24 protein-coding genes and 1 pseudogene are annotated in these 26,572 nt (G+C 40.6%); 13 read left to right on the top strand and 12 right to left on the bottom strand.

Features of this window, described 5'->3' with window-relative positions; genetic code table 11:
• The 7 genes from E4T92_RS10580 to deoD all read left to right on the top strand — a co-directional run.
• A partial coding sequence (locus E4T92_RS10580; protein ID WP_135094765.1) for a YadA C-terminal domain-containing protein occupies window positions 1-944 on the top strand: 944 nt, incomplete at its 5' end.
• Between the two features lie 265 nt (window positions 945-1,209).
• The gene (locus E4T92_RS10585) at window positions 1,210-2,853 is read left to right on the top strand and encodes an ABC transporter substrate-binding protein (RefSeq protein WP_135094767.1); all 1,644 of its coding nucleotides are present in this window, start codon (window positions 1,210-1,212) and stop codon (window positions 2,851-2,853) included.
• Window positions 2,854-3,078: 225 nt separating this feature from the next.
• Window positions 3,079-3,849 (top strand): HugZ family heme oxygenase, encoded by a 771-nt coding sequence (locus E4T92_RS10590; protein ID WP_135094769.1) that lies wholly within the window; start codon window positions 3,079-3,081, stop codon window positions 3,847-3,849.
• Window positions 3,850-3,920: 71 nt separating this feature from the next.
• Window positions 3,921-4,553 (top strand): pyridoxamine 5'-phosphate oxidase, encoded by a 633-nt coding sequence (pdxH, locus tag E4T92_RS10595; protein WP_135094771.1) that lies wholly within the window; start codon window positions 3,921-3,923, stop codon window positions 4,551-4,553.
• Window positions 4,554-4,627: 74 nt separating this feature from the next.
• The gene (locus E4T92_RS10600) at window positions 4,628-5,425 is read left to right on the top strand and encodes a 4Fe-4S cluster-binding domain-containing protein (RefSeq protein ID WP_135094773.1); all 798 of its coding nucleotides are present in this window, start codon (window positions 4,628-4,630) and stop codon (window positions 5,423-5,425) included.
• A 95-nt stretch (window positions 5,426-5,520) separates the two neighbouring features.
• Window positions 5,521-6,768: a NupC/NupG family nucleoside CNT transporter gene (locus E4T92_RS10605; protein WP_077542999.1), complete on the top strand. Its 1,248-nt coding sequence runs from the start codon at window positions 5,521-5,523 to the stop codon at window positions 6,766-6,768.
• An 82-nt stretch (window positions 6,769-6,850) separates the two neighbouring features.
• A complete protein-coding gene (gene deoD, locus E4T92_RS10610) occupies window positions 6,851-7,570 on the top strand; it encodes a purine-nucleoside phosphorylase (protein WP_077542998.1) in 720 nt (239 codons plus the stop codon).
• Between the two features lie 49 nt (window positions 7,571-7,619).
• On the opposite strand, the gene E4T92_RS10615 is transcribed toward deoD, so the two are convergent.
• From E4T92_RS10615 to truD, 10 genes and pseudogenes are all read right to left on the bottom strand, one after another.
• On the bottom strand, window positions 7,620-11,069 hold the full coding sequence (locus E4T92_RS10615) for an acyl-[ACP]--phospholipid O-acyltransferase (RefSeq protein ID WP_135094775.1): 3,450 nt from the start codon (window positions 11,067-11,069) through the stop codon (window positions 7,620-7,622).
• Window positions 11,066-11,707 (bottom strand): MerR family transcriptional regulator, encoded by a 642-nt coding sequence (locus E4T92_RS10620; RefSeq protein ID WP_135094777.1) that lies wholly within the window; start codon window positions 11,705-11,707, stop codon window positions 11,066-11,068. Before E4T92_RS10620 ends, E4T92_RS10615 begins: the two co-directional genes overlap by 4 nt.
• 143 nt (window positions 11,708-11,850) lie before the next feature.
• Window positions 11,851-12,498, bottom strand: coding sequence for a hypothetical protein (locus E4T92_RS11295; RefSeq protein ID WP_245232456.1), 648 nt, complete (start codon window positions 12,496-12,498; stop codon window positions 11,851-11,853).
• The gene (locus E4T92_RS11300; RefSeq protein WP_228063603.1) at window positions 12,476-13,024 is read right to left on the bottom strand and encodes a hypothetical protein; all 549 of its coding nucleotides are present in this window, start codon (window positions 13,022-13,024) and stop codon (window positions 12,476-12,478) included. Before E4T92_RS11300 ends, E4T92_RS11295 begins: the two co-directional genes overlap by 23 nt.
• Before the next feature lie 788 nt (window positions 13,025-13,812).
• Window positions 13,813-14,160: pseudogene (locus tag E4T92_RS10630) on the bottom strand (alpha/beta hydrolase); the annotation flags it as partial.
• Between the two features lie 47 nt (window positions 14,161-14,207).
• A complete protein-coding gene (nlpD, locus tag E4T92_RS10635) occupies window positions 14,208-15,371 on the bottom strand; it encodes a murein hydrolase activator NlpD (RefSeq protein WP_135094779.1) in 1,164 nt (387 codons plus the stop codon).
• 13 nt (window positions 15,372-15,384) lie between these two features.
• Entirely contained in the window at window positions 15,385-15,570 is a 186-nt protein-coding gene (locus tag E4T92_RS10640) for a membrane lipoprotein lipid attachment site-containing protein (RefSeq protein WP_135094781.1), read from the bottom strand.
• Window positions 15,571-15,581: 11 nt separating this feature from the next.
• Window positions 15,582-16,157, bottom strand: coding sequence for a YqaA family protein (locus E4T92_RS10645; RefSeq protein ID WP_135094783.1), 576 nt, complete (start codon window positions 16,155-16,157; stop codon window positions 15,582-15,584).
• Window positions 16,158-16,196: 39 nt separating this feature from the next.
• Window positions 16,197-16,937 carry a 5'/3'-nucleotidase SurE gene (surE, locus tag E4T92_RS10650; RefSeq protein ID WP_135094785.1) on the bottom strand — a complete coding sequence of 247 codons (741 nt, stop codon included), beginning with the start codon at window positions 16,935-16,937 and terminating at the stop codon, window positions 16,197-16,199.
• Complete coding sequence (gene truD / locus E4T92_RS10655) at window positions 16,937-17,956, bottom strand: tRNA pseudouridine(13) synthase TruD (RefSeq protein WP_135094787.1); 1,020 nt, start codon at window positions 17,954-17,956, stop codon at window positions 16,937-16,939. Before truD ends, surE begins: the two co-directional genes overlap by 1 nt.
• Before the next feature lie 121 nt (window positions 17,957-18,077).
• Between truD and rraB the strand changes: the two genes are divergently transcribed.
• The 3 genes from rraB (at window position 18,078) to slyD (ending at window position 19,959) form a co-directional block, all read left to right on the top strand.
• Complete coding sequence (gene rraB, locus E4T92_RS10660; protein ID WP_077542991.1) at window positions 18,078-18,500, top strand: ribonuclease E inhibitor RraB; 423 nt, start codon at window positions 18,078-18,080, stop codon at window positions 18,498-18,500.
• A gap of 51 nt (window positions 18,501-18,551) precedes the next feature.
• Window positions 18,552-19,271: an SIMPL domain-containing protein gene (locus tag E4T92_RS10665; protein WP_135094789.1), complete on the top strand. Its 720-nt coding sequence runs from the start codon at window positions 18,552-18,554 to the stop codon at window positions 19,269-19,271.
• 64 nt (window positions 19,272-19,335) lie between these two features.
• Window positions 19,336-19,959: a peptidylprolyl isomerase gene (slyD, locus tag E4T92_RS10670; RefSeq protein WP_077542989.1), complete on the top strand. Its 624-nt coding sequence runs from the start codon at window positions 19,336-19,338 to the stop codon at window positions 19,957-19,959.
• Window positions 19,960-20,078: 119 nt separating this feature from the next.
• Here the strand turns inward: slyD and E4T92_RS10675 are convergent, their stop codons facing one another.
• A complete protein-coding gene (locus E4T92_RS10675) occupies window positions 20,079-20,969 on the bottom strand; it encodes a LysR family transcriptional regulator (protein WP_135094791.1) in 891 nt (296 codons plus the stop codon).
• Window positions 20,970-21,084: 115 nt separating this feature from the next.
• Between E4T92_RS10675 and E4T92_RS10680 the strand changes: the two genes are divergently transcribed.
• From E4T92_RS10680 to E4T92_RS10695, 3 genes are all read left to right on the top strand, one after another.
• On the top strand, window positions 21,085-21,927 hold the full coding sequence (locus tag E4T92_RS10680) for an aldo/keto reductase (RefSeq protein ID WP_135094793.1): 843 nt from the start codon (window positions 21,085-21,087) through the stop codon (window positions 21,925-21,927).
• A 56-nt stretch (window positions 21,928-21,983) separates the two neighbouring features.
• Entirely contained in the window at window positions 21,984-23,528 is a 1,545-nt protein-coding gene (locus E4T92_RS10685; RefSeq protein WP_135094795.1) for a class I SAM-dependent methyltransferase, read from the top strand.
• 895 nt (window positions 23,529-24,423) lie between these two features.
• Entirely contained in the window at window positions 24,424-24,771 is a 348-nt protein-coding gene (locus E4T92_RS10695; RefSeq protein WP_135094797.1) for a DUF305 domain-containing protein, read from the top strand.
• 316 nt (window positions 24,772-25,087) lie between these two features.
• On the opposite strand, the gene E4T92_RS10700 is transcribed toward E4T92_RS10695, so the two are convergent.
• A complete protein-coding gene (locus tag E4T92_RS10700) occupies window positions 25,088-26,434 on the bottom strand; it encodes an MFS transporter (RefSeq protein ID WP_077542984.1) in 1,347 nt (448 codons plus the stop codon).
• Window positions 26,435-26,572: the final 138 nt, after the last annotated feature.

The raw sequence follows: 26,572 nt of genomic DNA on the forward strand, positions 1-26,572 counted from the left end.
CAAATAATGCCAATGTTGAAAAAGATTTAACGGTGAAAGGCAATTCAACGGTTGAAGGCACAACGACAACCAAAGACTTAAATGTCACGAATAATGCCAATGTTGAAAAAGATTTAACGGTGAAAGGTAATTCAACGGTTGAAGGCACGACCACAACCAAAGACTTGAATGTCACGAATAATGCCAATATCGAAAAAGATTTAACGGTGAAAGGTGATTCAACCGTTAATGGCGATAGTGTGGTGAAAGGAAATTCGACCATTGAAGGAGATAGTCTCACGAAAGGTAATTCAACAATTGAAGGCAATTTAACTGTTGAAAAAGAACTGAGAGTTGAGGGAAGTAGCATCTTACAAGAGGTCACGATTAATCAGTCTTTAACCCTTGCGGATAATGCTAAAATTGATTTAGGCAATTCAGATGTTGAAGGCAACTTTAATATTTATGGGGATACTGATAAAAAACCACTTAGTCAGGCGTTGGATCAATTGCAGATGACCGGACCACTTGTTTATGTTGATCCTAAAACAAACAAAGATGTTCAGCGTCAAACAGAGGTGGTCAGAGTCAATAGCGGTTCTGATAAGCCTGTTCGGGTAACTAATGTCGCTAATCCTAAGGATTTGAATGATGCTGTTAATTTAGGTTATTTTAACCAAAAACTGTCGTTAAATATGGGTGAAGTACACAGTCGTATTAATCGTGTTGATCGTCGTTTACGTAGTGGTATTGCCTCTGCTGTAGCGATGAGTTTATTGCCACAATCTACTCGTGCTGGGGAAAGTATTGTGAGTGTGGGGGGCGGTACTTATCGTGGCGCATCGGCAATCGCAATAGGCTATTCCAAAGTGACTGATAATGGTCGTATGATTATCAAAATTGGTGGTAGCGCGAACAATTCGGGCGATTATGCCGGCGGTGCTGCGGTAGGCTGGAAGTTCTAATGCGCCGGAAAGTGCGGTTAAAATCGGTGAAGTTATTTAGTCATTGTATTTAGACTGCCTTTTAAGTTGAAATAAAGATGGGCGTACTTGGTACGCCCGTCTTTATAAAGGGAGCAATAGCTAAAATATATGAGTCAAAGAGAGCCTTAATAGGGTATGACGGCATTTGGTCGGTTTTTCTATAGGTAAACTCGATCATATATTTGCAACTTTCCATTGAAAACGGTAACTTACCTAAGTTTCACTTAAAAATTGAGGATTCATTATGAAATTAAAAACAACGTTAACACTTGTATCGGCTTCGTTATTTTTAGCAGCTTGTGATCAAGCGGGTTCATCTGATAAAAATACACAAGCGACAAATCATTCCGCTTCATCAAATAATACTTTTGTGTATTGTACGGCGAAATCTCCATTAGGATTCAGCCCGGCATTGGTGATGGAGGGAACATCTTACAATGCGAGTTCGCAACAAGTGTATAACCGTTTGGTGGAGTTTAAAAAAGGTTCGACAGATATTGAGCCAGCATTGGCAGAAAGTTGGACGATCAGCGATGATGGGTTGACTTATACTTTCCATTTACGCAAAGGGGTGAAATTTCATACTACTAAAGAGTTTACGCCAAGCCGTGATTTTAATGCGGATGATGTGATTTTTTCATTCCAACGTCAGTTAGATCCAAATCATCCTTATCATAATGTTTCAAAAGGGACTTATCCTTATTTCAAGGCAATGAAATTTCCTAGCTTGTTAAAATCGGTGGAAAAAGTGGATGATAATACTGTTCGCATTGTTTTGAACAAAAAAGATGCGACTTTCTTAGCAAGTCTTGGTATGGACTTTATTTCTATTTATTCCGCCGAATATGCCGATGCGATGTTAAAAGCAGGTAAACCCGAAACTATTGATAATCGCCCTGTGGGCACCGGTCCATTTGTGTTTGTCGATTATAAAATTGATCAGGCTGCACAATATGTGGCAAATGAACATTATTGGAAAGGGCGTACGCCACTCGATCGTTTAGTGATCAGTATCGTGCCGGATGCCACGACACGTTACGCAAAATTACAGGCCGGTAGCTGTGATTTGATTTTGTTCCCAAATGTGGCGGATTTAGCCAAAATGAAAACTGATCCTAAGGTACAGCTGTTAGAGCAAAAAGGCTTGAATGTGGCATATATTGCATTCAATACGGAGAAAGCGCCGTTTGATAACGTGAAGGTTCGCCAAGCATTGAATTATGCGGTGGATAAAAAAGCCATCATTGATGCCGTGTATCAAGGCGCAGGTATACAGGCGAAAAACCCGTTACCACCAACTATTTGGAGCTATAACGATGAGGTTCAAGATTATCCTTACGATCCTGAAAAAGCCAAACAACTTTTAGCAGAGGCAGGTTATCCAAACGGTTTTGAAACCGATTTTTGGATCCAACCGGTCGTGCGTGCTTCTAACCCGAATCCAAAACGTATGGCTGAGCTTGTGATGGCGGATTGGGCAAAAGTCGGGGTGAAAGCAAATCCGGTGACCTATGAGTGGGCGGATTACCAAAAACGGGCAAAAGCCGGTGAATTAACCGCGGGTATTTTTGGTTGGTCAGGTGATAATGGTGATCCGGATAATTTCTTATCTCCACTATTAGCCGGTGCAAATGCAGGTAACTCTAATTATGCACGCTTCAAAAATCCTGAATTCGATGCCTTATTGGACAAAGCCCTTGGCTTAACCAATAAAGAAGATCGTGCGATGCTTTATAAACAAGCACAGGTGATCGCTCACGAGCAAGCACCTTGGATTCCGGTGGCACATTCTGTTGGATTTGCTCCGTTAAGTCCACGTGTAAAAGGTTATGTTCAAAGTCCGTTTGGTTATGATGCCTTCTATGGTGTGAGTGTGGATGGGAAATAATTCTTAAATCGTATTAAAATCAATGTGTAAAGTGCGGTTAAAATTGACCGCACTTTTTTTATCCGCAACATCTACCTACTTTCGTTTTTTATTTTATAAATAAGAATAATTATATTTTGCAAATTGACTATAAAATCTTTTTTTCTTCCGTATAATGATAGGGATTATTTCTTTTATTTATAAAGCCGTAAAACGATTGAATCACTCACAGATTAAGGAGTTAAAATGGATTTCAAACGAATTGTTACTCATATGAACGATCATCACCAAGATGATATGATTGCCCTTTGCAAAAAATTTGGTGGAGAAAAAGAGGTGACTGATGTCAAATTGATTAATGTCGATTTTGGCGGTTTAGATTTTGACTATAATGATGGTAAGAAGATACGCATAGAGTTTCCTCAGCCGGTAAATGAAAGCTCAATCAAACAGGCGATAGTTTCACTCTGTTTAGAAAGTAAAGCCACGACAAACTATGACCGAGTTAAAGAAAAAATTGATGAATTTCGTCAAAGTGTGAAAAGCTGCGTATTGGCAACACTTAATGAAGAAGGCGCACCGATAGCCTCTTATGCTCCGATCATTTGCCTTGATGGTAAAAACTATATTTATATTAGTGCTGTTGCAGAACATTATGAAAATCTGAAAAGAAACCCAAATCAGGTTGAAGTCATGTTTTTGGAAGATGAAAGTCAAGCTAAATCGATTATTGTGCGTACTCGCTTACGTTACAAAGCGACTGCTAGATTCATTCCAAGAGCGGATCCCATCGTAGAAAAAGCCCTTGATAAGTTAGCTGAAACTATGGATGACGTTGGTGGTATTAAAACCATTAGAGATTTTACAGATTTTGATCTGATTGAATTGACATTTGGTTCAGGGCGCTTTGTTCGTGGTTTTGGTCAAGCCTACTCAATTCTCCCAAATGGTGATATTTCACATATTGGTGTTAAAGGTAACCCTCACGAAAGAGCAAGTGCAGTTAATCTTAATTGACGAATGTTCCGGCAAGAACTATCCTAGCCCTAGCATGCCAACTAGGGCTTTTTCTTGCAAAGGAGACAAACATGGATTTACATCATATTCGAGAAGAATACCGTAAGCGAGTACTGTCACAGAAGGATTGCCATGAAAATCCGCTTTCACAATTTGAATTATGGATGAATGAGGCGATAGTCAGCCAAGTCAATGAGCCAACTGCAATGAATGTTGCTACGGTAGGAGAGAACGGAAAACCGAGTAACCGTGTGGTACTACTTAAAGAAGTGAATGATCAAGGGTTCGTTTTTTTCACTAACTATCACAGTCAAAAAGGTCGAGATATTGCGAATCGTCCTTATGTTGCCCTCACTTTTTTTTGGCCTGAGTTAGAACGTCAAGTGCGGATTGAAGGGAAGGCAGAGAAAATCCCAGATAAACAATCTGACGAATATTTTGCCAGCCGACCTTACACTAGCCGTATTGGCGCTTGGGCAAGTGAGCAAAGTGCAGTTATTTCCGGTTATCAGTCACTATTGACAAAAGCAGCGCTGGTTGCCGCAAAAAATCCCATTCATGTTCCTCGTCCCCCACATTGGGGTGGTTATCTTGTGATGGCAGACTGTATGGAGTTTTGGCAAGGCCGCCCAAGCCGTCTACACGACCGTATTCGTTATCGCCTTGAAAATGATGAATGGATTCGAGAACGTCTTTCACCTTAGCAAGGTTGGAAATTTTTCCGATAACACAAGAAAAAACCGATAGCCCCGATATCTTATCTAAATAAGGGAAAAAAATGACCGCACTTTCTATGCTTGATTCTCTCTATGTCCCACTTCATCGTATTATTCCTTTTTCAAACGTGGAAGGGCAAGGGAATCGCACCAGCATTTTTTTACAGGGGTGTAAGCTTAATTGTCTGTATTGCCATAATCCTGAAACCATTCCACGCTATGCTGAAGGTGTGCAACAGGTCAGTTTACGCTATCTTTATGAGCAAGTCATGGAGGCTGTTCCTTTTATTCGTGGTGTCACGATTTCAGGTGGTGAACCGACTCTACATCATAAAAAGCTGATTCCTTTATTTAATGCATTTCGTGCGCAAGGGTTGAGTTGCTATTTAGATAGTAGTGGTTTTTTTGATTTTGAGCGTATTCACCCATTAATTGAGGTGACAGATAAATTTCTGTTTGATTTAAAAGGCGAGGGATTGGGATTACAAACCCTTTGTTTTGACAGGAAAAATCGTGAGGGATGGATTCCAAGTAACGTTTTACCTGAAGCACAATGGATGAAAAACGAAAACCTTACCCGCCATTTATTTAACCTATCAAGGCTTCTCCCTCTCAATAAAGTGGAAGAAGTGCGGTTGGTTTTTGTGAAGGATTTTTTTGAGCCCTTTAAATTAATTAATCAAATTGCAATCTATCTTAAACCTTATCCCCGGGTTCCCTTAAAAATTATTCGTATGCATACCCGAGGGGCTCGGGATGAACAAGGGCTATTCTCTCTTGTGCCAAGTCGAGAGGAAATCGATCGGCTTGCCGACTATGCAAAAAAATGTGGCATCGATCACATATTGACGATTTATTAGGTAATTGCTTCTCTTTTTAGGGAAAAAGTTCACACAATTTAATAAAAAAACAGTAGAATGACGCCAATTTTATCTTTAACGATTCTGAGGTGTATATGAGTGTTTTAATGAGCATTCTTGGTATGGTAGTGTTAGTTGCCATTGCGTTTTTATTCTCAAATAATCGCAGAGCGATTAATTGGAGAACGGTATTAGGGGCGTTTGCAATCCAAATTGGATTTGCCGCCCTTATTTTGTATGTGCCGGCAGGCCAAAAGGCATTAGGGGCAACGGCTGATGCAGTGGCAAATGTGATTGCCTACGGTAACGAAGGGATTAACTTTGTCTTTGGCGGACTGGCTGATCCAAGTAATATTGGTTTTATTTTTGCGGTGAAAGTATTACCGATTATTGTGTTTTTCTCCGGTTTGATTTCTGTGCTTTATTATTTAGGCATTATGCAAGTAGTAATCAAAATTATCGGTGGCGCATTGCAAAAAGTACTTGGTACATCAAAAGCAGAATCTATGTCTGCAGCAGCGAATATTTTTGTTGGTCAAACAGAAGCACCATTGGTCGTGAAACCTTATATCAGCCGTATGACGGAATCTGAATTATTTGCCATTATGGTCGGGGGAACAGCATCAATCGCAGGTTCTGTTATGGCAGGTTATGCCGGTATGGGCGTCCCGCTCACTTACCTCATTGCCGCCTCTTTTATGGCTGCTCCGGCAGGTTTATTGTTTGCCAAAATTCTTTACCCTCAAACTCAACAATTCACTGATTCCCAACCTGAAGCAGATGATAGCGAAAAACCTTCTAATGTGTTGGAAGCCATGGCGAGTGGGGCAAGTGCGGGTATGCAATTAGCCTTAAACGTAGGGGCAATGTTGATTGCTTTTGTGGCGTTAATTGCGCTTATTAACGGTATTTTAGGCGGTATTGGTGGCTGGTTTGGATATGGTGATTTAACTTTACAATCTATCTTTGGTTGGATCTTTAAACCGCTAGCTTACTTAATTGGTGTATCTTGGGAAGAGTCAGGTATTGCCGGTCAAATGATCGGGATGAAATTAGCAGTAAACGAATTTGTGGGCTACCTTGAATTTGCCAAATATTTACAACCTGATTCCGCAGTGATACTAAGTGAAAAAACCAAAGCGATTATTACCTTTGCACTTTGTGGCTTCGCAAACTTCAGCTCTATTGCAATTTTAATCGGTGGTCTAGGTGGAATGGCACCAAATCGCCGCAGCGATATCGCTCGTTTAGGTTTAAAAGCGGTTATTGCCGGTACACTGGCCAACTTAATGAGTGCAACCATCGCTGGGCTCTTCATTGGATTGAGTGGCGCAGTACTCTAAAGTGCGGTTAATTTCAATCTATTTTGCATCACCGCTAGGGTGGTGCATTTCTCTCAAATATTAGTCAAAAAGAGGTAAATATATGACTCCACATATTAACGCACCTGAGGGCGCATTTGCTGATGCGGTGTTAATGCCAGGCGATCCACTGCGTGCCAAATATATCGCAGAAACATTTTTAGATGATGTCAAGGAAGTCACAAATGTCCGGAATATGCTCGGTTTCACGGGGACTTATAAAGGCCGTAAAATCTCAGTTATGGGACACGGTATGGGAATCCCATCTTGCTCAATCTATACAAAAGAATTAATTACTGAATATGGCGTGAAAAAAATCATTCGTGTTGGTTCTTGTGGCGCAGTAAAAATGGATGTCAAATTGCGTGATGTGGTGATCGGATTAGGCGCTTGTACCGATTCCAAAGTAAACCGTATTCGTTTTAAAGATAATGATTTTGCCGCTATTGCCGATTTCGGTTTAGCGACTGCCGCAGTTGCAGCTGCAAAAGAGAAAGGCATTGCTGTGAAAGTGGGGAATTTGTTCTCAGCAGATTTATTCTACACGCCGGATGTTGAAATGTTTGATGTGATGGAAAAATACGGCATTCTAGGTGTTGAAATGGAAGCTGCGGGAATCTACGGTGTCGCAGCTGAATATGGTGCTCGTGCATTAACCATCTGTACGGTTTCCGACCACATTCGCACTCACGAACAAACCAGTGCGGAAGAACGTCAATTAACTTTCAACGAAATGATTGAAATTGCATTAGAAAGTATTTTAATTGATGATAAAAACGCCTAGTTTATAGTCCAAGGCTAAAAAGAGCGGTCAAATTGACCGCTCTTTTTCCTTATGGGCTCAATATTTCCTCCGCCAATTTCTTCGCCCCTTTAAAATCCACTTTTCCACTGCCGAGAAGCGGGATTTCATTCACTAAGAATACTTGGCTTGGGAGCATAATTGGCGGTATGTTGAGGGATTTAATGCGAGTATTAATTTCCTCAAGACTGAGTGGCGATTTCACCAATAATACAACACTTTCTCCTTTTTTCTCATCATTCACCGCAATCGCAACAAATTGGTTTTCATCGTTCAACACTTGTGCGATGTTTTCTTCTACACTGCCGAGACTAATCATCTCTCCCCCAATTTTTGCGAAACGGGAATAGCGATCCACAATGGTGATAAAGCCGTTTTCATCAATATGCCCTTTGTCGCCTGTCTTGTAATAACGTATGCCATCAAGTTCAGCAATGACTTCATTGGTTTTTTCAGCGTCGTCTAAATAGCCTTTCATCACTTGTCCGCCGCCAATCAAAATCAACCCGTCTTCGCCTGTTGGTAATTCTTCCAAAGTATTCGGATCGACAATTTTGATAATCGTACCCGGCAATGGCATACCTACGGTTCCCACTTTATTAAAGGTAAATTCTTTTAAACTATCAGGATCTAAAATATTTGGCATATTCACGCTTGCAACCGGTGCCGTTTCCGTCGCACCATATCCCTCGTAGATTTCTAAACCGAATTTCAAACGGAAAGCTTCTTTCACATCCGCTTTCAATTTTTCTGCCCCTGCAATCACCATTCGCACTCTTTGCAACATTAATGGATGCAATTTTTTATTACGGGCATATAAACGGAAAAACGTTGAAGTGCCAAATATAATACTCACATTATGGCGTGCGCACATTTTGCCCACTTCTGCACCATCGGTTGGATCAGCCACACTCACCATTTTGATGCCTTCACACAAGGGCATTAAGGTGGTTACCGTTAAACCAAAAGAATGGAAGATCGGCAAAGAATTTAAAATCACGTCATCTTCTTGGAAGTTAAGTAATTCACTCACCTGTTTGATATTAGTGAGCAAATTTTTATGGCTTAATTCAATGCCTTTTGGCGTGCCTTCACTACCACTGCTGAACAAAATCGTTGCCGTCTCATTCAAACGCACATCAGCAAAATACATTAATTTAATCCACCAACGCGGGGCGAAAAACGCCGTTAAAAATGACCGCACTTTCTCACTTTTTGTGATTTTTTTGCCTAATTGTTCAGCAAAAATTGTTTTACCTGCCAGCACTTCATCAAAGGCAAAGCCTTTAGCATTCAGTTTACTTAAGAATTTCTCAGCGGTAATGACCTTGTTAATATTTGCTTTGGCAAGGGCTTTTTCCATCACGTCAGGGCTGAGCGTATAGTTCAAGTTGACCGGAACTTTCCCCATCACCATCAATGCCATATTCACAATGGCTCCGATAGCCGAGCTTGGCAACAACACACCAATATTTTTTTCATCACCTAAAGTGTGTTTAAGTTGTTTGCCAAACATCAACACGGCAGCGATAAACTTGAGATTATTCAGTTTCATACCCTGCCCGTCCACCACACATTCCTTGAACAAGTTGGATTTCGCACTGTTCAACCAATGGTGTGTGATCGGTTTGCGTTTTGCTATCACTTTTTCCCACACAGAGAAAGAAAGCTCGAGCACTTTTTGTTTCATCGCCACCGCATCAATAAAGCCGTGAATCGGTTTACCGAACGCCACTAAAATTTCACGTTTACCTTGTTTTTTCGTGAGATTTTTATAGAAACTATCTGCACGGGAAAAACTGCTGCCCCATAAACCACGTAAATAAAATGGTACGGTCGTCACGTTATCCAAATCTTTTAATACGTGTTCAAAGCCCTTTTTGAACTCATTGATCTGACCGTTGTAGCTGATATGCCCTTCCGGAAATAACGCTACCACTTCACCACGAACCAAGTATTCACAAATCATTTCAATGGATTCACGGCTTGAACCCGCCCCAATAGGGATCACACGGAAAATACGTAGGAACCAAGTCAAATACCATTTATTGTAAATCGGACGGAACATCACGAATTTAATCGCCCGTGGGCTTGCCGCCTGTAACACCATCCAGTCAATCCAACTAATGTGGTTACCTAACATTAACACACCGCCGCTTTGTGGGAGATTTTTTAATCCCTCCACATGGAAACGGTAATTGGTCTTCAACAAAGGCAAGAGTAACAAACGGATGAATAAATGCGGAAGTTGCCACATCGCATAAAGGCTGCCTAATAAACAGGCCACGGAAACCGTTAAGAAAATACCGCTGGTGGAAAGGCTAAATTCGACGAATACAATGCTAAGTAGTAAAAAGCCGACCATAAAGACATTTTGGATAAAGTTGTTACCCGCCATAATTTTGCCGCTGATTTTTTCAGGGGCGAAATATTGAATGGTCGAATTTAACGGCACGATAAATAAACCGCCAAAAAAACCGAATCCGAAGGAACATAACATCAATGAGACATTGGTACTCACCAGTGTTAAACCAAAGATCGAAACAAAAATACCTAATGCACCAACCGGTACAATGCCTAATTCAATATGTAATCGGGAAGCACGCCCGGCAAGGTAAGACCCGATGATTAATCCCAAACCGCTTACCGCCAGAATAGCTTGAATAATCACCGCATTATCCGCATTAAACAGCGCTTTGTAATGAGCGGGGAATGCTGCCACAATCACTTGTGCAACGCCCCAGAAAAGGCTCAAGCCAATCACACTTAACCAAATATTTTTATCGCTACGCAAGGTACGGAGATTGTCTTTCAAATAACCGAAAGATAAGTATTTAGTAGCAGAGAATGTTTCATTTTCTTCTTTTTCTTGTGGAAAGAAAGGAATTTTGAAAGCGAAAAACGCTTCAAGGGAACTAAACACGACTAAACCAATGCCAATCACCCAAACGCTTTGCAGCACCTCATTCGGATCATTAGAAGGCATATAATAACTTTCAAAGAAAATCGAAAACGCAAAAGAACTAAACAAAATCGCCACAATAGTTAAGGCTTGAATCACACCGTTAGCAAGCCCGATATTTTCCGTACCGACAATGGATTTGATAAGGCTATATTTAGCCGGAGAATAGACCGCACTTTGCGCGGCTAAAATCAGTGTTAAGGCAAAGGCAAGATAAAATTCGCCAATCACATAACTGAATAAAATTGCCGTTGAAATACCCACCGCAGCCAGGCTACTCCAGCGAATCACCTTGGTGCGACAGAATCTATCATTAATAAATGCCGAAGGGGAAAAAAGAAAAATAAAGGGTAATAAAATCATTGCATTGATTAACGCCGTTAGCACCACTAACGTATTGCCTTCAAAACTTTTCAACAACACATTTTGAATCGTGATTTTATGGGCTAAATCCACACTCGCATTCAAAAAGGCGATCGCCAAATAAGGTACAAAACCTGCATATTTTAGGAGTTTCATTTCACACTCTCCATTTGGTAAATTTTTAAAGTTTGCATATTGAACACATAAGGCTTCAGCACCAACAGTAAATCAAAAAGATGTTTCAGTTTTTCGTCTTTTTTCTCGCTGTCTTTTAGCGCTGATAAGGTGAGATTCACTTCTTGTGTCGCAAGCATTTTCGCTGTTTGTAAATAGGTTTTCACCATTTCACGTTCCGCCTCATTACAACGGCAAACAATGGCGAGAATATCCCGCTCTTTTGCAGTAAAAACGCCCTCGCGCGGATTAAGCAAGCCATCATCGACCATAACTTGCAATTCAGTTTCAGAAATTGAGAATTCTTGACAAAGTTCTGATGGCGAAAAGGTCTCATTTTCCGCCCCCATAATAATACCAATCAGCGAAATTAAACTTTCGTAAGGATTTTGCCAATCAAAATTAGGGTGGGAAAAAAGTTGTTTAATTTGAGAAATGCTGGCACTAAAATTGGTTTGTAGATATTTAATAAATGCCAATAATTCCACACAGCGATCATCATAGAGATGAAAATTCGGTTTATCTTTCAAGGGTTCAGGCAATAGCCCTTCTTTCACATAGTACAACACTGTCGATTTCGGAGTTTGGCTGAGCTTCACCAAATCATTCATTTTTAGCATAAGGCTTCCCCTATTAATTAAATGTGAAAAGGATTTTATACTTCACACCACAAAAAAGTAAATAGTGTTACCTTACAGTTTTCAATATAAGAAAAACGTAACTATGTTTAAAAAACACTAAGAAAACCAACCGCACTTTAGAATTAATACGCCACCCAGATTTTTTCTAACTCCATTTTATCGGGGTGATAGCGGTAAACGTTAATACCGCCGTGAGCGGCTTGTCCGGTGACTAAGATATGAGCTTTGGGAGCTGAATCAACACTATTTGATTTTTCAAAAGCATTAGTTGAAATTACAGGATTATTACCAATTTCTACATAGCCTTTGATCCAAGGATCTCCGGCACTATATAACGAAACGATTTCTTGCCCATGTCCATCTTTACTCGGTCCAAAACGAATTTGGATAAAATCTGTCTCTGTCAAAAAAGCATAAGTTACGGTACTACTCATTGAATGATGCTGTTTTCCTTTAAATTTATCCGGTATTGGGAGTAATTGACTTTTGTCATCAGTATCCGTTTCCGGATTATAAATACCATATTCTGCATTAGCCAAGCGAATTCGATTTCGCAGATTGTTCACTTCCCACATATAATCACTCCTATTTTCCCCCCCACCAATAATCCATTTTCCATCTGGACTAAATAAGGCATCCGAGCGTCCGCCAAAACCAAAAAGTTCTGCTGCCGGTTTTAACGTATTTCGATCCCATAAAACAACACCGTTATAACTACTTCTTTTATAAACACTGGGTTGAATCGGGTCAGCAACCGGATTCATTTTCACTACTGATCCATCTTCTCGTCGATGAGGCGGTTAAAAAATATTTATCCGATAAAGAAAAATTATAGTGTCGTCTTGTTGGGGTATCGGTATAAATCGGCGTCATCTCATCACCATAACCTTTATAAATTTCCCCCGTCTGATCTGCACTGATATAAAGTGTTCGATCTTCACTCATTAAATGCCGTTCGACTTTATAATGCTTAAAATGAGTAATCTCTTGTCCTTCGACATTTTGAATATGTACAACATTATTTTTATCCTGCCACATAAAATCATGGCTGTTCGGTATAAAATAAGGGCTGTTTGTATTGACTCTTTCTGCCAGCACCGTCTTCGTTCGTTTTTCTATATCCCAAAGCACCAGTTTTTTTCCGTAATGCGCACTTACCACATATCGCCCATCACTGGAAATACTTAAATTTCTGACACCTTTCGTACTGGAAAAAACATCATGGCGGTTTTCATACACATAGTATCCCCCCCAACCTAATACGATAAATAAAACTAAAAAAAAGAGATTTTTCATTGCTCACCTCCCGAGTTTTTAGGGTATCGCCCAAATTTTGAATGCTCTTGAATTTTTCTATCCATAATCCATTCTTTATAGCTATATTCGTAAATCAATGGAAAAAAGTGCGGTTGATTTTTTAATTAAATTTCCTTAAAAACCAACCGCACTTTAGAATTAATATGCTACCCAGATTTTCTCTAATTCCATTTTATCGGAGTGATAGCGGTAAACGTTGATACCGCCGTGATACGCTTGTCCTGTCACTAAAATATGAGCTTTCGGTGCGGAGGCAACACTATTAGCTCGTAGAAATTCGTTGAAATAGTGGGAGTGTCTCCTATTTCGATAAAAGCTTTGATTTTGGGGTCGCCTAATGTATATAAATTCATAAATGTATTGCCTGTACCTTCTCTCCTACCTGTTTCCGTAAGCTGAATAAATCCCGTAACTAACAAAGGCATAAGTCACTATTCGGAGAAGCTAAATTAATGCCATCCGGAATCGGTGGGAGTCGGCTTTGAGCATAGGCTCGTGTTTCGGGGCCCATAACCCCATAATATCGTCCAATTCCAGTCGGGAAGTGAGATCGTTAAGGTTCCACATATAATCCCTTTTATTTTCTCCTCACCAACAATCCATTTTTCATCGGGGCTAAATAACGCATCTGAACGTCCGCCCAAAGCCAAAAAGTTCTGCTACGGGTTTTAAATTTCTCTGTCTTATAAAACGACACCGTCATAGCTGCTTTTTCTATAAACATAGGGTTGAACCGGATCAGCTGTCGGGTTTAATTGAACAACAAAGCCGTCTTCCTGCGAATACAACAGGGTAATATGTTTCGGTACCTTATAGGCATATGGGAAAATCTTCATTGCCACCGGATTATAGGCTTTCTTTTTCTCGTAATTATCTAGATTTGTCATGGCATTATCCGCCACTGCCGCTTCCCACATGATGAGGTTATCGATTTTGTCATCATATTCCCCATCAAAATCACCCAACACATTCATCGCAGACAGTGCCATTCTTACCCCTAAGGAATGAGTGATAATATTTATTCGGATAGCGCTATCAATAAGTTGCTTTAACACGCCCGCTAACTCTCTGACTGATTCGTTGGCGTACATTTCCGCACGGAAAAAATTCATATCCGAATAGAAAAAAGAGCGGTCAAATTGACCGCTCTTTTGCCTATTGGTTATCTTCTTGGTAAGTAACGAATCGGATCAACCGATTTTCCTTTATAACGAATTTCAAAGTGAAGTTTTACGTTATTGGTACCGGTGCTCCCCATTTTGGCAATTTCTTGCCCAGCTTTGATTTGTTGCTGATCGCTTACGAGAATTCTGTCGTTATGTGCATAAGCACTCAAGAAATCATCGTTGTGTTTGATAATGATGAGGTTGCCATAACCACGCAATGCGTTACCCGCATACACCACCCGACCAGCTGCTGCGGCTTTTACCGATTGTCCGCGAGAACCGGCAATATCAATTCCTTTATTACCACCATCTGAGCTTGAGAAACCTTGGATAATATTTCCGTTGGCAGGCCATTGCCATGTGATATTAGACGCAATGGGTGCAACGACATTGGCATTCACCGGTGTTGTGTTGCCTGTTGCGACAGGAGGAGTAGGAACACTTGTTGGCGTGCTAGGTGTCGGTACGGTAGAGGCTACCCCTACACCTGATTTGATTGGTCCGATAACCGTTCCATCGGAGCCAATTTGTGTACCATTTGCGCCAGGCGTATAAGTCACTGCGGGTTCGGTAGGTACTGTAGCAGTTGGGTTGTTCACCGGCACTGTCGTTGTGATAGTTTTTGTCGCACATTTCCCGATTTTTAAGGTTTGACCAATACTCAGACTATAAGGCTCAGACATATTATTCATTGCAGCAAGCTCTTTTACATCCATACCCGCTAAGTAAGCGATCAAAAACATCGTATCGCCTTTATTGACTTTATAGGTCTCTCCTTTGTACGAGCCTTTTTGAATTTGGCTATAATCCGGTGCATTGGTATTTGGATTGCGTGGCACATTGATTGAGCCGGAGTTTGTGCAGTCAGACACGGTTTTGGTTACCGTTTTTGTCTGAGGCTGTACCGGTGCGGGCGTGATAGGTTGTACCGGTTTATAGGTCGGTTGTACACTGCTATTTGGCACGGTATTGCCCATGCTATTCGGCATGGTATTTTGTTGAATTTCAGGTTGCCAACTTCCACTGCTGTTATTATCTATCGGCTGCATAATCCCCGGAGAAAGTTCACCCCCGGCATTTTCAATCGGTGCTTGGGTGTTAGATGAACACGCACTTAAAATTGCGAGACTCAAGGGTAATAATAAAAACGATTTCTTCATTTATTTTTCCTTCTTATTTCATTGTATTTGGCATAGTTTGCTGTTCTATTTCCGGCATAAAACTTCCACCGGCAACGGCACCGGTTCCTTCAACCGGTTGCATAATACCATTCGGTAAGGCGTCTGGATCTTTCGGTGATGGTGAAGAACAAGCCGATAAAACGAAGGCTATAGACAACGCAAATAAATATTTATTCATAACATATCCTATTATTTCAAAATAAAGTAGGCGGCGACAGCAAGAACAACAACTGACCAGCCAATAATTTCAATGGATTGACGTAATTTTGCTGCAAATTTTTCTCCGCCCCATGCCGCTAATTTTGCGACAAGCAAGAAACGCGCCGCACGGGAAATAAATGCAGTCAAGACAAAGGGGAAAAATGCCATTTGCATCACGCCGGCACAAATCGTAAATACTTTATAAGGAATCGGGCTGAAACCGGCAACAAAAACAACCAGTACGCCCCATCGCTCAAACCATGTCATTGCCGTTGCCCAATGCTCGCCATAGCCCCATTGTTGCACGATCCCCTGAACCCAGTCCGTAGCAAAATAACCAATGGCATAACCCACCATACCGCCGAGAACAGAGGCGATTGCCGTATAAAGGGCAAATTTGACCGCACTTTTGGGCTTTGACATCGACATGGGAATCAACATCACATCCGGCGGAATCGGGAAAAAGATTGCTTCAATAAAACTGACAAAAGACAGCCAAAATGTGGCAAAACGATGTTTTGACCATTCCATAGTTTTATCGTACATTGCCCCAAAAATATTCATTCTATTTACCCTTTGTTACCGTTAGGTCAAGACGTCGCATTATTCACGTTCCAGCCAATCTTGTAAAGCCCGAATTGAATGGTGGGCTGTCATATCGGCTTGAATAGGCGTAATCGAAACATAACCGTTTTTTACCGCATGGAAATCCGTTCCCTCTTGTTCATTTTCCGGTAAACCGGCAGGGCCAATCCAATAGATGGTTTCACCACGGGGATCTTCTTGCTTAATGACTTCTGCTGCAGAAGTGCGATAACCCAAATGGCAAACTTTATAGCCTTTGAGTGCGTCATAAGGCAAATCCGGCACATTAATATTAATAATTTCACGGGAATTTAATAACCGGCTATGCAATTTTGGAATTAAATCCGCCACCACCCGAGCCGCCGTTTCATAATGTTGGCGACCATCTAAGGAAACGGCAATGGAAGGCAACCCCAAATGACGCCCTTCTAATGCTGCCGCCACTGTGCCGGAATAAATCGTGTCATCGCCCATATTACAACCCGCGTTAATGCCCGATACGACCAAATCCACCTGACCGGATAAGAAACCATTTAATGCCAAATGCACGCAATCTGCCGGTGTCCCGTTAAGACAATAATCACCGTTATCCAAATGGCGGGGACGTAGCGGTTCAACTAAAGTTAAAGCACTGGATGCCGCACTTCGATTGCGATCGGGGGCAACGATCACTACATCGGCAAACTTGCGTAATTCCGCCGCTAAAACTTGAATCCCTTCCGCGTGAAAACCATCATCATTACTTAATAAAATTCGCATTATGCTTCCTTATAATTCACTAATTCTCGAATAAGTGCTGTGGCATAGCTGCCCGACGGCAAATAAAAAGCGAGTTTTAATCCTTCCTCAACAAACTGCCATTGGAAATCCTGTGCCCGCATTAATAGTGGACGGCGTGCCGCTTTCATTTTTTCTTGTTTCATCAAAGGTGAAAAGGCATTATGTTGTGCCACAATGGCATTTTCAATATCTGACGCAATAAGATGTTCTTCCCCGATTAACGGTGCGGTGAGTAAAATATCTCGTGAATCTAACCGCACTTGTAATGCCGCTAAATCTTCCGACTCATCCACTTTAAACCAACTGTGCGAACCATTTAATTGCACAATATCATTCGGCAAAATTTGTTGGGCAATCCCCTGTTCAATACGTGCCGCTACCACTAAATTGAAAATCTCACTCCGTGCGGCAGAGAGGTAAAAGCTACGTTTTTTGCGATCTTTCACCTTAATTTCGCCTTGCACCCAACGTAGTGCTTGTGTGAGATTATGACCGTCACGCCCAAAGCGTTGTTCCGTAAAGTAATTAGGAAAACCAAAATTTGAGACAAAATTTAACCGTGCGTTTAATTCATCGCTTTCCTGTGCATCACGCAGCAAAATTTCAAAATGATTGCCTTGTAAACTTCCCGTGCGAATTTTGCGATGATGGCGGGTAACCTCTAAAATTTCTACGCCTTCCAATTCAAATTGCGTGAAATCCGGCGTTTCCTGCCCGGGCATTTGTAGGCAGAACCATTGTTCCGTTATCGCTTGACGATCTTTCAAACCGGCATAGCCCATATTGCGTTCCGATACGCCGGCAAATTTTGCCAGTTTTTCGCCAACAAATAGGGTGTTACAACCGGTTTTTCGTACTTTTAGTGCGACAAATTCCCCCTCCCCCGACATTTCATAGCCAAGATCTTCAATCACCATAAAATCGGCACATTCTTGCTTTAAAAGTGCGGTGGATTTTGGTGGCGTTTTTAAGGTGAGGTAAGGGAGTTGTTCAAGCATGATTTTGATATGTATTGTTAGAGTATGTAGAGACTTTGTTTTGTCTGCGAGATTTTATGCGACTTTTGTGGATTTATCCACTAAAATAACCGCACTTTTCACGCCAACTAAGGAATTGACTATGACTGATTTTGTCGCACTTCAAGAGGAAACCCGCGAAATTATTACCGATTTATTAAATGACGGCAGCGATCCTTCCGCTCTTTATATTATTGAACATCACATCGCACATCATGATTTTGATTTGTTAGAAAAAATTGCCGTGGATGCGTTCAAAGCCGGCTATGAAGTATCCGAGGCGGAAGAATTTGAGGATGATAATGGGAAAGCTATTTTCTGTTTTGACATCATCAGCGAAGTGGAATTAAAAGCGGAAATTATTGATGCTCAGCAAAAAGAAATTTTGCCCTTAATTGAAAAGCATAAAGGGATTTATGATGGTTGGGGAACCTACTTTGAAGACCCGAACGCCGATGAAGATGAATACGGCAATGATGGTGAATTTTTTGATGAAGATGAGGTCGAAGACCCACGTTTACACTAATTTACTGAGCTGACCGCATAAATAAAGTGCGGTCGTTTTTTGGAGAAATTTATGAAATTAAAAGCCTTCGCTCTCGCCCTATTCGCCCTCCCCTTTAGTGCCTCTGTTTTGGCGGAAAATGTTTTGCCTCCGCAAACCAATGTTGTGTCATTTAGTACAGAAGTCGAAAAAAACATTGAGCGAGATCTATTAAGTGTCCGTTTGTTCTACCAAGTAGAGGGAAAAAATTTATCGGATTTAAACCAAACGATTTCAGAGCGTTTAAATAAAGCATTGGGCATTGTCAAAGGGCAAAGTGCGGTTGAAATTAAAGGCAATTCCCGTCATACCTCCGTTCGCTATGCGGAAGACGGGAAAAAGAATGGTTGGATTGCACGGGCAACCTTAGTGCTGGAAAGTAAAGATTTTCAAGCCTTATCCAACGTGATGACTTCACTTGATGGTGTTCTTGCTGTGGAAGATGTGAATGCGACATTATCCTCTGAAAAATTAATGGGCGTTGAAAATGAATTAACTCAAGCCGCTATTGAAAAATTCAAAAATAAAGCCACCTTAATTCAGCATTCATTACAGATGAAAAACTACCGAATTCTTGATTTAGAGATTTCATCGGTAAATGAATTGGCGCCAATTCGGGCTTATGCTTCGCCTCGTGCGGCAAAAGTGGCGATGTTATCTGCGGAATCGACAGCAGATAATGCCTTTTTAGAGAATGGAAAGGAAACAGTGAGAGTACGTGCAAATGCACGAATTGAATTGCTTAAGGATTAATTTTCTATACAATTATTTTTTCTTCTATACAATGACTACGATTTTCAAACAATAAGGAAACCTCATGAATGTAGCAAAAAACGTGGTGGTGAGCATTGCTTACCAAGTCCGTACCCAAGATGGTGTGTTAGTAGATGAAGCACCGGCAAATCAACCATTAGAATATTTGCAAGGTCACAATAACTTAGTGATTGGTCTAGAAAAAGCCCTAGAGGGCAAAGCGGTAGGCGATAAATTTGAAGTTCGTGTTCAACCGGAAGAAGGCTACGGCGAATACAATGAAAATATGGTTCAACGCGTACCGAAAGATGTTTTCCAAGGTGTCGATGAGTTAGTGGTGGGAATGCGTTTCTTAGCTGATACGGATATTGGGCCTGTTCCAGTGGTGATTACCGAAGTTGACGGCGATGAAGTGGTGGTGGACGGTAACCATATGTTAGCCGGTCAAGAATTACATTTCACCGTTGAAGTTGTTAGCACACGTGAAGCCACATTGGAAGAAATTGCGCACGGTCACGTTCACGGTGCTCACGGCCATCATCATGATAGCGATGAAGAGGGGCATGGCTGTGGTTGCGGTGGCCATCATCACCATCATGACCACGATCATGGACATGGCGGTTGTTGTGGCGGTGGTCATAAGCACGATCATCACGGACATGGCGGTTGTGGCTGCGGTGGTCATTAATTCTTTACTTTGAAAGAGAAAGAGTGAGTGCTTAGATAAAGTATTATTCAATAAAAGTTACTCAAATTTAACCGCACTTTAGTTTTTGGCTCAAAGTGCGGTTATTTTTTGGCATTTATTTAGGCCTTTAATTCTTCCACCAAGGCTTTAAATAGGGGAGCGTTTTGGCGACGATTAGGATAATAAAGATGATACCCCTCATAGTTGAGGGCATAGTTGGATAAGACCTCCACGAGCTCGCCATTTTCTAATTCTTCTGCGACTCTGTCTTTCGGAATCAAGGCTAGTCCTAAATGGGATAGGCAGGCTTTTTTGACTAAGAAATTGTTATTGACAATCAATTTACCCGATGGGGTAAATTTAATTAATTCTTTCGTTTTGGGGTGGCGAAATTCCCAAACGAATAATCCCTCAGAGGTAGGCATTCTTACGCACAAACATTGGTGTTGGGGTAAATCATTAATGTGTTTTGGTATGCCGTATTTCTCTAGGTATTGTGGGCTTGCCACCAGAGCCATTTGCATATCATCAGAAATACGAACAGCAATCATATCTTGATCCACTTCTTTACCCAAACGAATGCCGGCATCAAAACGACCGGCAACAATATCGGCAAATTTCATATCGCTGGTAAGTTCTAATTTTACTTCAGGATATTTTTTCATGAATATTAATAATTTATCCCAAATGGCATATAAAAAAGCGTGATCCGCCCCATTGATTCTCAATGTACCGTTTAAAGTATCACGAAAAATGCTCAAGGCATTCACATTGTCTTCAATACTTTCAAATAGAGGGAACAGTTTTTTGAAAAGTTGCTCGCCTGCCTCTGTGGTGGATACGCTTCGGGTGGTGCGGTTAAACAGTTTGATTTTTAGCTGGTCTTCCAATTTACGCATGGAATGGCTTAATGCTGAAGTCGATACGCCTAAAAGTGCTGCGGCTTTGGTAAAGCTACCTACTTGTGCGACAACAATAAAGTTGCGTAATTCATTCATATTTTCAATCATCTCAAATCCTGTTGATTGTTGAATTTAATTCAAAAGGCTATCAAAAAATACCTTGCTAATCAAAGCCATCTTTGCTCGCTATAATAAATTTATTCAAATCAAATAGGAGAGCAAAATGAAATCAGTAAAATTAAATAACGGCATTGAAATGCCAATGGTGGGATTTGGTGTCTTTCAAGTGAGCGATGAAGAAACTGAAAAAGCCGTATTAGCGGCATTAAAAACCGGCTATCGTTTACTTGATACCGCCGCTGTTTATGGCAACGAAGCCGGTGTAGGGCGTGCGATTAAGGCAAGCGGTATTCCCCGTGAAGAAATTTTTGTGACGACAAAACTTTGGATTCAGCGTGAAAATGGCTATGAAAATACCCAAAAAGCCCTGGAGGATTCGTTAAATCGTCTAGGGTTAGACTATGCCGATCTCTATTTAATGCATCAACCTTTTGGCGATGTGCATGAACAATGGCGTGCCATGGAAGATTTATACAAAGTAGGCAAAGCCCGAGCGATTGGTGTGAGTAATTTCCATATGGATCGTTTAATGGACTTAATTACTTGCCATAAAATTGTACCCGCAGTCAACCAAATTGAAACTCACCCGTTCTATCAACGTGAAGATGAAATCGCTTTCCATAAGGCATTGGATATTGTGCAACAAGCATGGGCACCACTTGCTGAAGGAAAATTTGAGATTTTCAACAACCCGATTTTAACCGGTATAGCACAAAAGCACAGAAAATCAGTCGCGCAAGTCGTATTACGTTGGCTTAATCAACGTGGCGTAGCAATTATTCCAAAATCCGTTAGAATTGAGCGGATGGTTGAAAACAGAAATATTTTTGATTTTACCCTTGATGAGCAAGATTTCGCTCAAATTGCTACGCTCAACAGTGATGAGATCATTTTCAATCACCGTGATCCAAGAATGGTTCAATGGTTGGCAGATCATCGAGGATAAACATTCAGCATTGAACAATATCATTTAACGCTATTCGCACTTATTTAGGAGATTTGATGTCTAGTTGGTCAGAAGGCTATGTTAGCGATATAAATTATACGTTTGGCTATTATTCGGAGCTTAATCCGAATAATGCCGTTATCCCTTTTTTAATGGCAGGATTGGCATTACCCGAAGCAATCCTCAGCGGACAATATCACGCTTGTGAACTGGGGTTCGGTCAAGGTGTATCGGTAAATGCACATGCAACCGCCGGTTATGCCAAATGGTACGCTACGGATTTTAATCCTTCCCAAGCGAATTTTGCTCGTCATCTTTCAGATATAGCCAATAATGGCGCTTTAATTGCCGACCAAGGTTTTAATGAATTTTGTCAACGTGACGATTTACCGGAATTTGATTTTATTGGCTTGCACGGTATCTGGTCTTGGATTTCTGATGAAAATCGTACTATTGTAGTAGATTTTATTCGTCGAAAATTAAAAGTTGGCGGCATATTATATATCAGTTATAACACCTTGCCGGGTTGGTCAGCGCCTTCACCGTTGCGTCATTTATTGCTTGAACACCATAATACGATGACCTCTACTGCTAATAGCCGCCAACAAAATATCAAAGATAGTTTGGAATTTGTCGAGAAGGTATTTGGTCAGAGTTCATCGCTTACTCAAAGTTCACCGCAGCTATTATCTCGTCTCGGAAACTTGAAAGATAAAGATCCAAATTATATTGCTCATGAATATCTGAATAAAGACTGGCAACCCATGTATTTTGCCGATATGCAAAAATGGTTGGAGCAGGCTAAGCTAACCTTTGCCTGTTCCAGTAATTATTTAGACGATTTTAATGAGACTCTATACAATCAAGAACAACGCGAATTAATGGCGGGTTTTAGCAATCTATCCTTTTCTCAAACCGTTAAGGACTTTATCCTGAATAAACAATTTCGCAAGGATTTTTGGGTAAAGGGGGCACGTCGGTTAAACAGCTATGAACAAAGTGAGTCGTGGAAAAAACTATGCGTATTGCTACATACACCTCGTCAGCAAATTGAAATGAAAGCCTCAAGCCATTTAAATATTGATTTAAATGAAGGGTTATTTAATCCGGTATTAGATATTTTACAGGATCATAAGATTCATTTGGTGAGAGAAATTGTTGAGACCTTAAAAGAGCGTTTTAATGAAGCAGATATTTTTAATGCTTTGGCAATCCTTGCCGGAAAAAATAACTTAGTAGTTGTGCAATCAGAGCAAGCCATTGAACAGGCTAAACCACATTGCATTGCTTTTAATCGTTACGTATTGGAACAATCACGTTCTTCACAATTCAGTATTAATTATCTTGTTAGCCCTATTTCCGGTGGTGCACATCATATTGATATGGTACAGCGTTGGTTTTTACTGGCGCATATTGAAGGTATTGCAAAGCATAAACAACTGGATTTTGCTTGGCACTTACTAAAGTCTAACGGGTTATTTATGGCAAAAGAGGGGAAAACCTTACAGGATGATAGTGAAGGCAAGGCGATGATGAAAGCGCTCTACAATGAGTTTCTAGAAAAACAATTACCATCTTTAAAATGTTTGGGGATTATTTAACTAAGTGAAAAATAAGGGGAAATTGCTCCCTTTATTTTTTATGCGAAGGTGGTGGAACACTCGGTAGTGGGGGATAGGTAAGTTATAGAGGGATGTCGTTGAGATTTGGGTTTAGATAGCTTTTTCTTATCATCCCATTTGGGAAAATGGAACATAAATTCTTCCTGCTCTTGAAGCTATTTGTTTTTTTGATTTATTCAGTCAATAAAAGAAATGCTTTCTTCTAAAACTGCCATTAAATCAGAACCGGTACTTAAATAGACATATCATTTCAAGGTATTCTTGGCGGTAAACTAAGTCTTTCTTCCTATTAAATCCTTTAATCTATGATTGATACTTTACTCTAAAAATGAAAAAGTTTTAACCATACTTGAAATCTGTGTTAAATGTGCCAAGCGTTTCAGTTATAAAATAACCTAATTAACAAACATAAATTTGACGGAATACTGAAAGATGAATGAGTGAGATTATTATCACAGCTATACATGCCCCCCATACGTCAGAACGAGGAAATCCTATTCAAGAAAATCCAAGGTGCAGGTCGCTAGCAGGAATGGGGTAAGCCGATTCAAATCATCAAAAAAGGCGATATGGTATGGTGTCCACCGAATGTAAAACATTGGCACGGGGCAGGCGAATATAGCAAAATGTCTCACATCGTCATCAGCCCGAATGCCAAAGAAAACCAAGCCACTTGATTAGAAAAAGTGGAATTACTCAAAGCCTCCCCAAAGCTGAATTATAAAAAATTAACCAGACTACCTACTGATAAGCGTCGATCGGAATAGCTCATTTAGCACGGACGTAAGCGTTTTTTCATTAATTTTGGATGTGCTTGACCTTAACCTAAGGTTAGGGTTTAAACTGCCTACTCAATTAACCCAATGGAGGATTTATGAAAAAACAAATGATCGCATTATTTGCTTTGACACTTGGTGTAACAGCAATAGCAAGCACTTCCCATCATCAACACGATGCTCAGCTCACCCCAATGCAACAAGAATTGATGGAGGGAATGAACGCAATGCATCAAGATATGATGAAAGGAATGGAAAGCGAAGATGCTGATATTGCCTTTGCAGCAGGTATGATCCCTCACCATCAAGGTGCTGTGAAAATGGCTGAGATTGAGCTGAAATATGGCAAGGATCCTGAATTACGCCAACTGGCTAAAAATATTATTCAGGCTCAGGAAGAGGAAATTAAATTTATGCAACAATGGTTGCAGAAACATCAAAAATAGACAATTCCTTTATTATTTTTCAATAATCACTTTAGTCTTAGACTTTAGTGATTATTGTACTGAGTGTCACGCTCCAAATAATTTATCTCCCCCACAAGTGCGGTTGATTTTAGTGAAATTTTTTCTTCTTAATAACGTTACAACCTACAATATTTTCGTTGTTTGTGTTCTTTTTCATTGATATGAGGGGGAATATTCAAATGAGTAAATAATCAAGGGAACGAAAATCTCCTATTCCCAAGGAATAGTTAGTCTTATTCCGCCAATATTATTGCCCCGAGAATGATCTTTCGGGGCATATTTATTCCAATTTGTTTTATTTGTCTTTGTTATGCTGTTTTTCTAAACGCAGTACACCTAAGTGAGTCATATAACAACAGAAAATACAACCGCATACTGCAAACAGAAGTAAATAAAAGCCCGCGTTCCAGCCAAAACGTTCGGCGAGAATACCGAACAATGCTGTACCGGAGAAACTTCCAAGAATATAGCTGAGTAATCCTCTTAAGCCCGTTGCGGAACCTGCGGCAAATGAAGGCACAAGTTCAATGGTTTGCAAAGAAGAAAGGAACATGGGTACATAGATTAAGCAACCGATAATGCCCGCACCTATGGTCACGGTGAGCAAATCTTGCCCTCCCCAGTAAGCAAACATCGCTATACCGACCCCAACTAGGGTTATAATTGCTAACGGCATACGGCGACCTTTAAAGTAGGTATCGGTCAACCAACCTGCTAACAGGGTAGAGGGGATGGCGGCCCATTCAAAGATAGCAAAGGCAGTCGCCATTTGTCCTTTAGAAAAGCCTTTCGTTTCCAGTAAATACAGCGGAAGCCAAGTTAATACCCCGAAACGGATCATATAGGTGAATACATCAATAAAAGAAACAAACCAAACGTTAATGTCTTTAACGATATAATCTCTAAAAATTTCCCATGTGGTTAAATTGACATTTTCTTCTTTGGTGACAACCAATTCTTCTTGTTCTGTTCCCAGAATTTTACTGGTAGGCGGTAAACCTTCGTTATAGGTTCGACCTGTGCCGAAAATATAGAAAATAATCGCCACCACAGTAGCAATAGCAGTTGGTACGATAAAATGTGCTGCTTGCCAGTGTTCCTGCCCTAACCAGGCAATACTTGCTCCCGCTATTGGTGCAACTAAGCCGCCCCCAACATTATGGGAAATATTAAATGCGGCTGTTGTCACACCACGGGATTTTCGAGGAAACCAGCTGGCGAGCACAACATAAGCCGGCCCGGCGCCCATTCCTTGAAAGATACCATTCAAAATACATAAAAATAAGAACACCCAAAATGATGCACTGAATCCCATCATTAAGTTTACGACTGCCGACATCATTAAGCCGAAAATCATAAAATGTTTTGGGTTGGATTTATCGGCAAAGGCAGACATAAATCCTTTACTCAATCCATACACAATCAGCATGGTGCCGGAAATGAAACCAATATCTTTTTTGGTAAAACCAAATTCGCTGATAAGTTCAGGCGAAGAAAGCAAAAAATTATTGCGTAAAATATAGTAGGCGGCATAGCCGATAAAAATGCCAAACAAGGCATGCCATCTCAAACGATTGTAACGTTCTCTGATTTCACTATCGGGAATAGGTTTACCCGGTTTGGATGCTAAAAATGAAAGCATAGAAATTCCTCTTATTTAAATGATGAAAAAAAGAATGTTTCTTACTTTGTAGTAATTATTTTGTATGTTAACCCGATTAAAATGATGGGTAAAATCAGATAAAAATGCACAAAAATGACCGATTTTTTAATATTTAGG

The sequence above is a fragment of the Pasteurella sp. WM03 genome, from assembly GCF_004570945.1.
Taxonomy (GTDB): domain Bacteria; phylum Pseudomonadota; class Gammaproteobacteria; order Enterobacterales; family Pasteurellaceae; genus Rodentibacter.

Coding starts and splice junctions, on each gene's coding strand:
- E4T92_RS10585 (WP_135094767.1), top strand. CDS start 1,210: ATGAAATTAAAAACAACGTTAACACTTGTATCGGCTTCGTTATTTTTA.
- E4T92_RS10590 (WP_135094769.1), top strand. CDS start 3,079: ATGGATTTCAAACGAATTGTTACTCATATGAACGATCATCACCAAGAT.
- pdxH (WP_135094771.1), top strand. CDS start 3,921: ATGGATTTACATCATATTCGAGAAGAATACCGTAAGCGAGTACTGTCA.
- E4T92_RS10600 (WP_135094773.1), top strand. CDS start 4,628: ATGACCGCACTTTCTATGCTTGATTCTCTCTATGTCCCACTTCATCGT.
- E4T92_RS10605 (WP_077542999.1), top strand. CDS start 5,521: ATGAGTGTTTTAATGAGCATTCTTGGTATGGTAGTGTTAGTTGCCATT.
- deoD (WP_077542998.1), top strand. CDS start 6,851: ATGACTCCACATATTAACGCACCTGAGGGCGCATTTGCTGATGCGGTG.
- E4T92_RS10615 (WP_135094775.1), bottom strand. CDS start 11,069: ATGAAACTCCTAAAATATGCAGGTTTTGTACCTTATTTGGCGATCGCC.
- E4T92_RS10620 (WP_135094777.1), bottom strand. CDS start 11,707: ATGCTAAAAATGAATGATTTGGTGAAGCTCAGCCAAACTCCGAAATCG.
- E4T92_RS11300 (WP_228063603.1), bottom strand. CDS start 13,024: ATGAAAAATCTCTTTTTTTTAGTTTTATTTATCGTATTAGGTTGGGGG.
- nlpD (WP_135094779.1), bottom strand. CDS start 15,371: ATGAAGAAATCGTTTTTATTATTACCCTTGAGTCTCGCAATTTTAAGT.
- E4T92_RS10640 (WP_135094781.1), bottom strand. CDS start 15,570: ATGAATAAATATTTATTTGCGTTGTCTATAGCCTTCGTTTTATCGGCT.
- E4T92_RS10645 (WP_135094783.1), bottom strand. CDS start 16,157: ATGAATATTTTTGGGGCAATGTACGATAAAACTATGGAATGGTCAAAA.
- surE (WP_135094785.1), bottom strand. CDS start 16,937: ATGCGAATTTTATTAAGTAATGATGATGGTTTTCACGCGGAAGGGATT.
- truD (WP_135094787.1), bottom strand. CDS start 17,956: ATGCTTGAACAACTCCCTTACCTCACCTTAAAAACGCCACCAAAATCC.
- rraB (WP_077542991.1), top strand. CDS start 18,078: ATGACTGATTTTGTCGCACTTCAAGAGGAAACCCGCGAAATTATTACC.
- E4T92_RS10665 (WP_135094789.1), top strand. CDS start 18,552: ATGAAATTAAAAGCCTTCGCTCTCGCCCTATTCGCCCTCCCCTTTAGT.
- slyD (WP_077542989.1), top strand. CDS start 19,336: ATGAATGTAGCAAAAAACGTGGTGGTGAGCATTGCTTACCAAGTCCGT.
- E4T92_RS10675 (WP_135094791.1), bottom strand. CDS start 20,969: ATGATTGAAAATATGAATGAATTACGCAACTTTATTGTTGTCGCACAA.
- E4T92_RS10680 (WP_135094793.1), top strand. CDS start 21,085: ATGAAATCAGTAAAATTAAATAACGGCATTGAAATGCCAATGGTGGGA.
- E4T92_RS10685 (WP_135094795.1), top strand. CDS start 21,984: ATGTCTAGTTGGTCAGAAGGCTATGTTAGCGATATAAATTATACGTTT.
- E4T92_RS10695 (WP_135094797.1), top strand. CDS start 24,424: ATGAAAAAACAAATGATCGCATTATTTGCTTTGACACTTGGTGTAACA.
- E4T92_RS10700 (WP_077542984.1), bottom strand. CDS start 26,434: ATGCTTTCATTTTTAGCATCCAAACCGGGTAAACCTATTCCCGATAGT.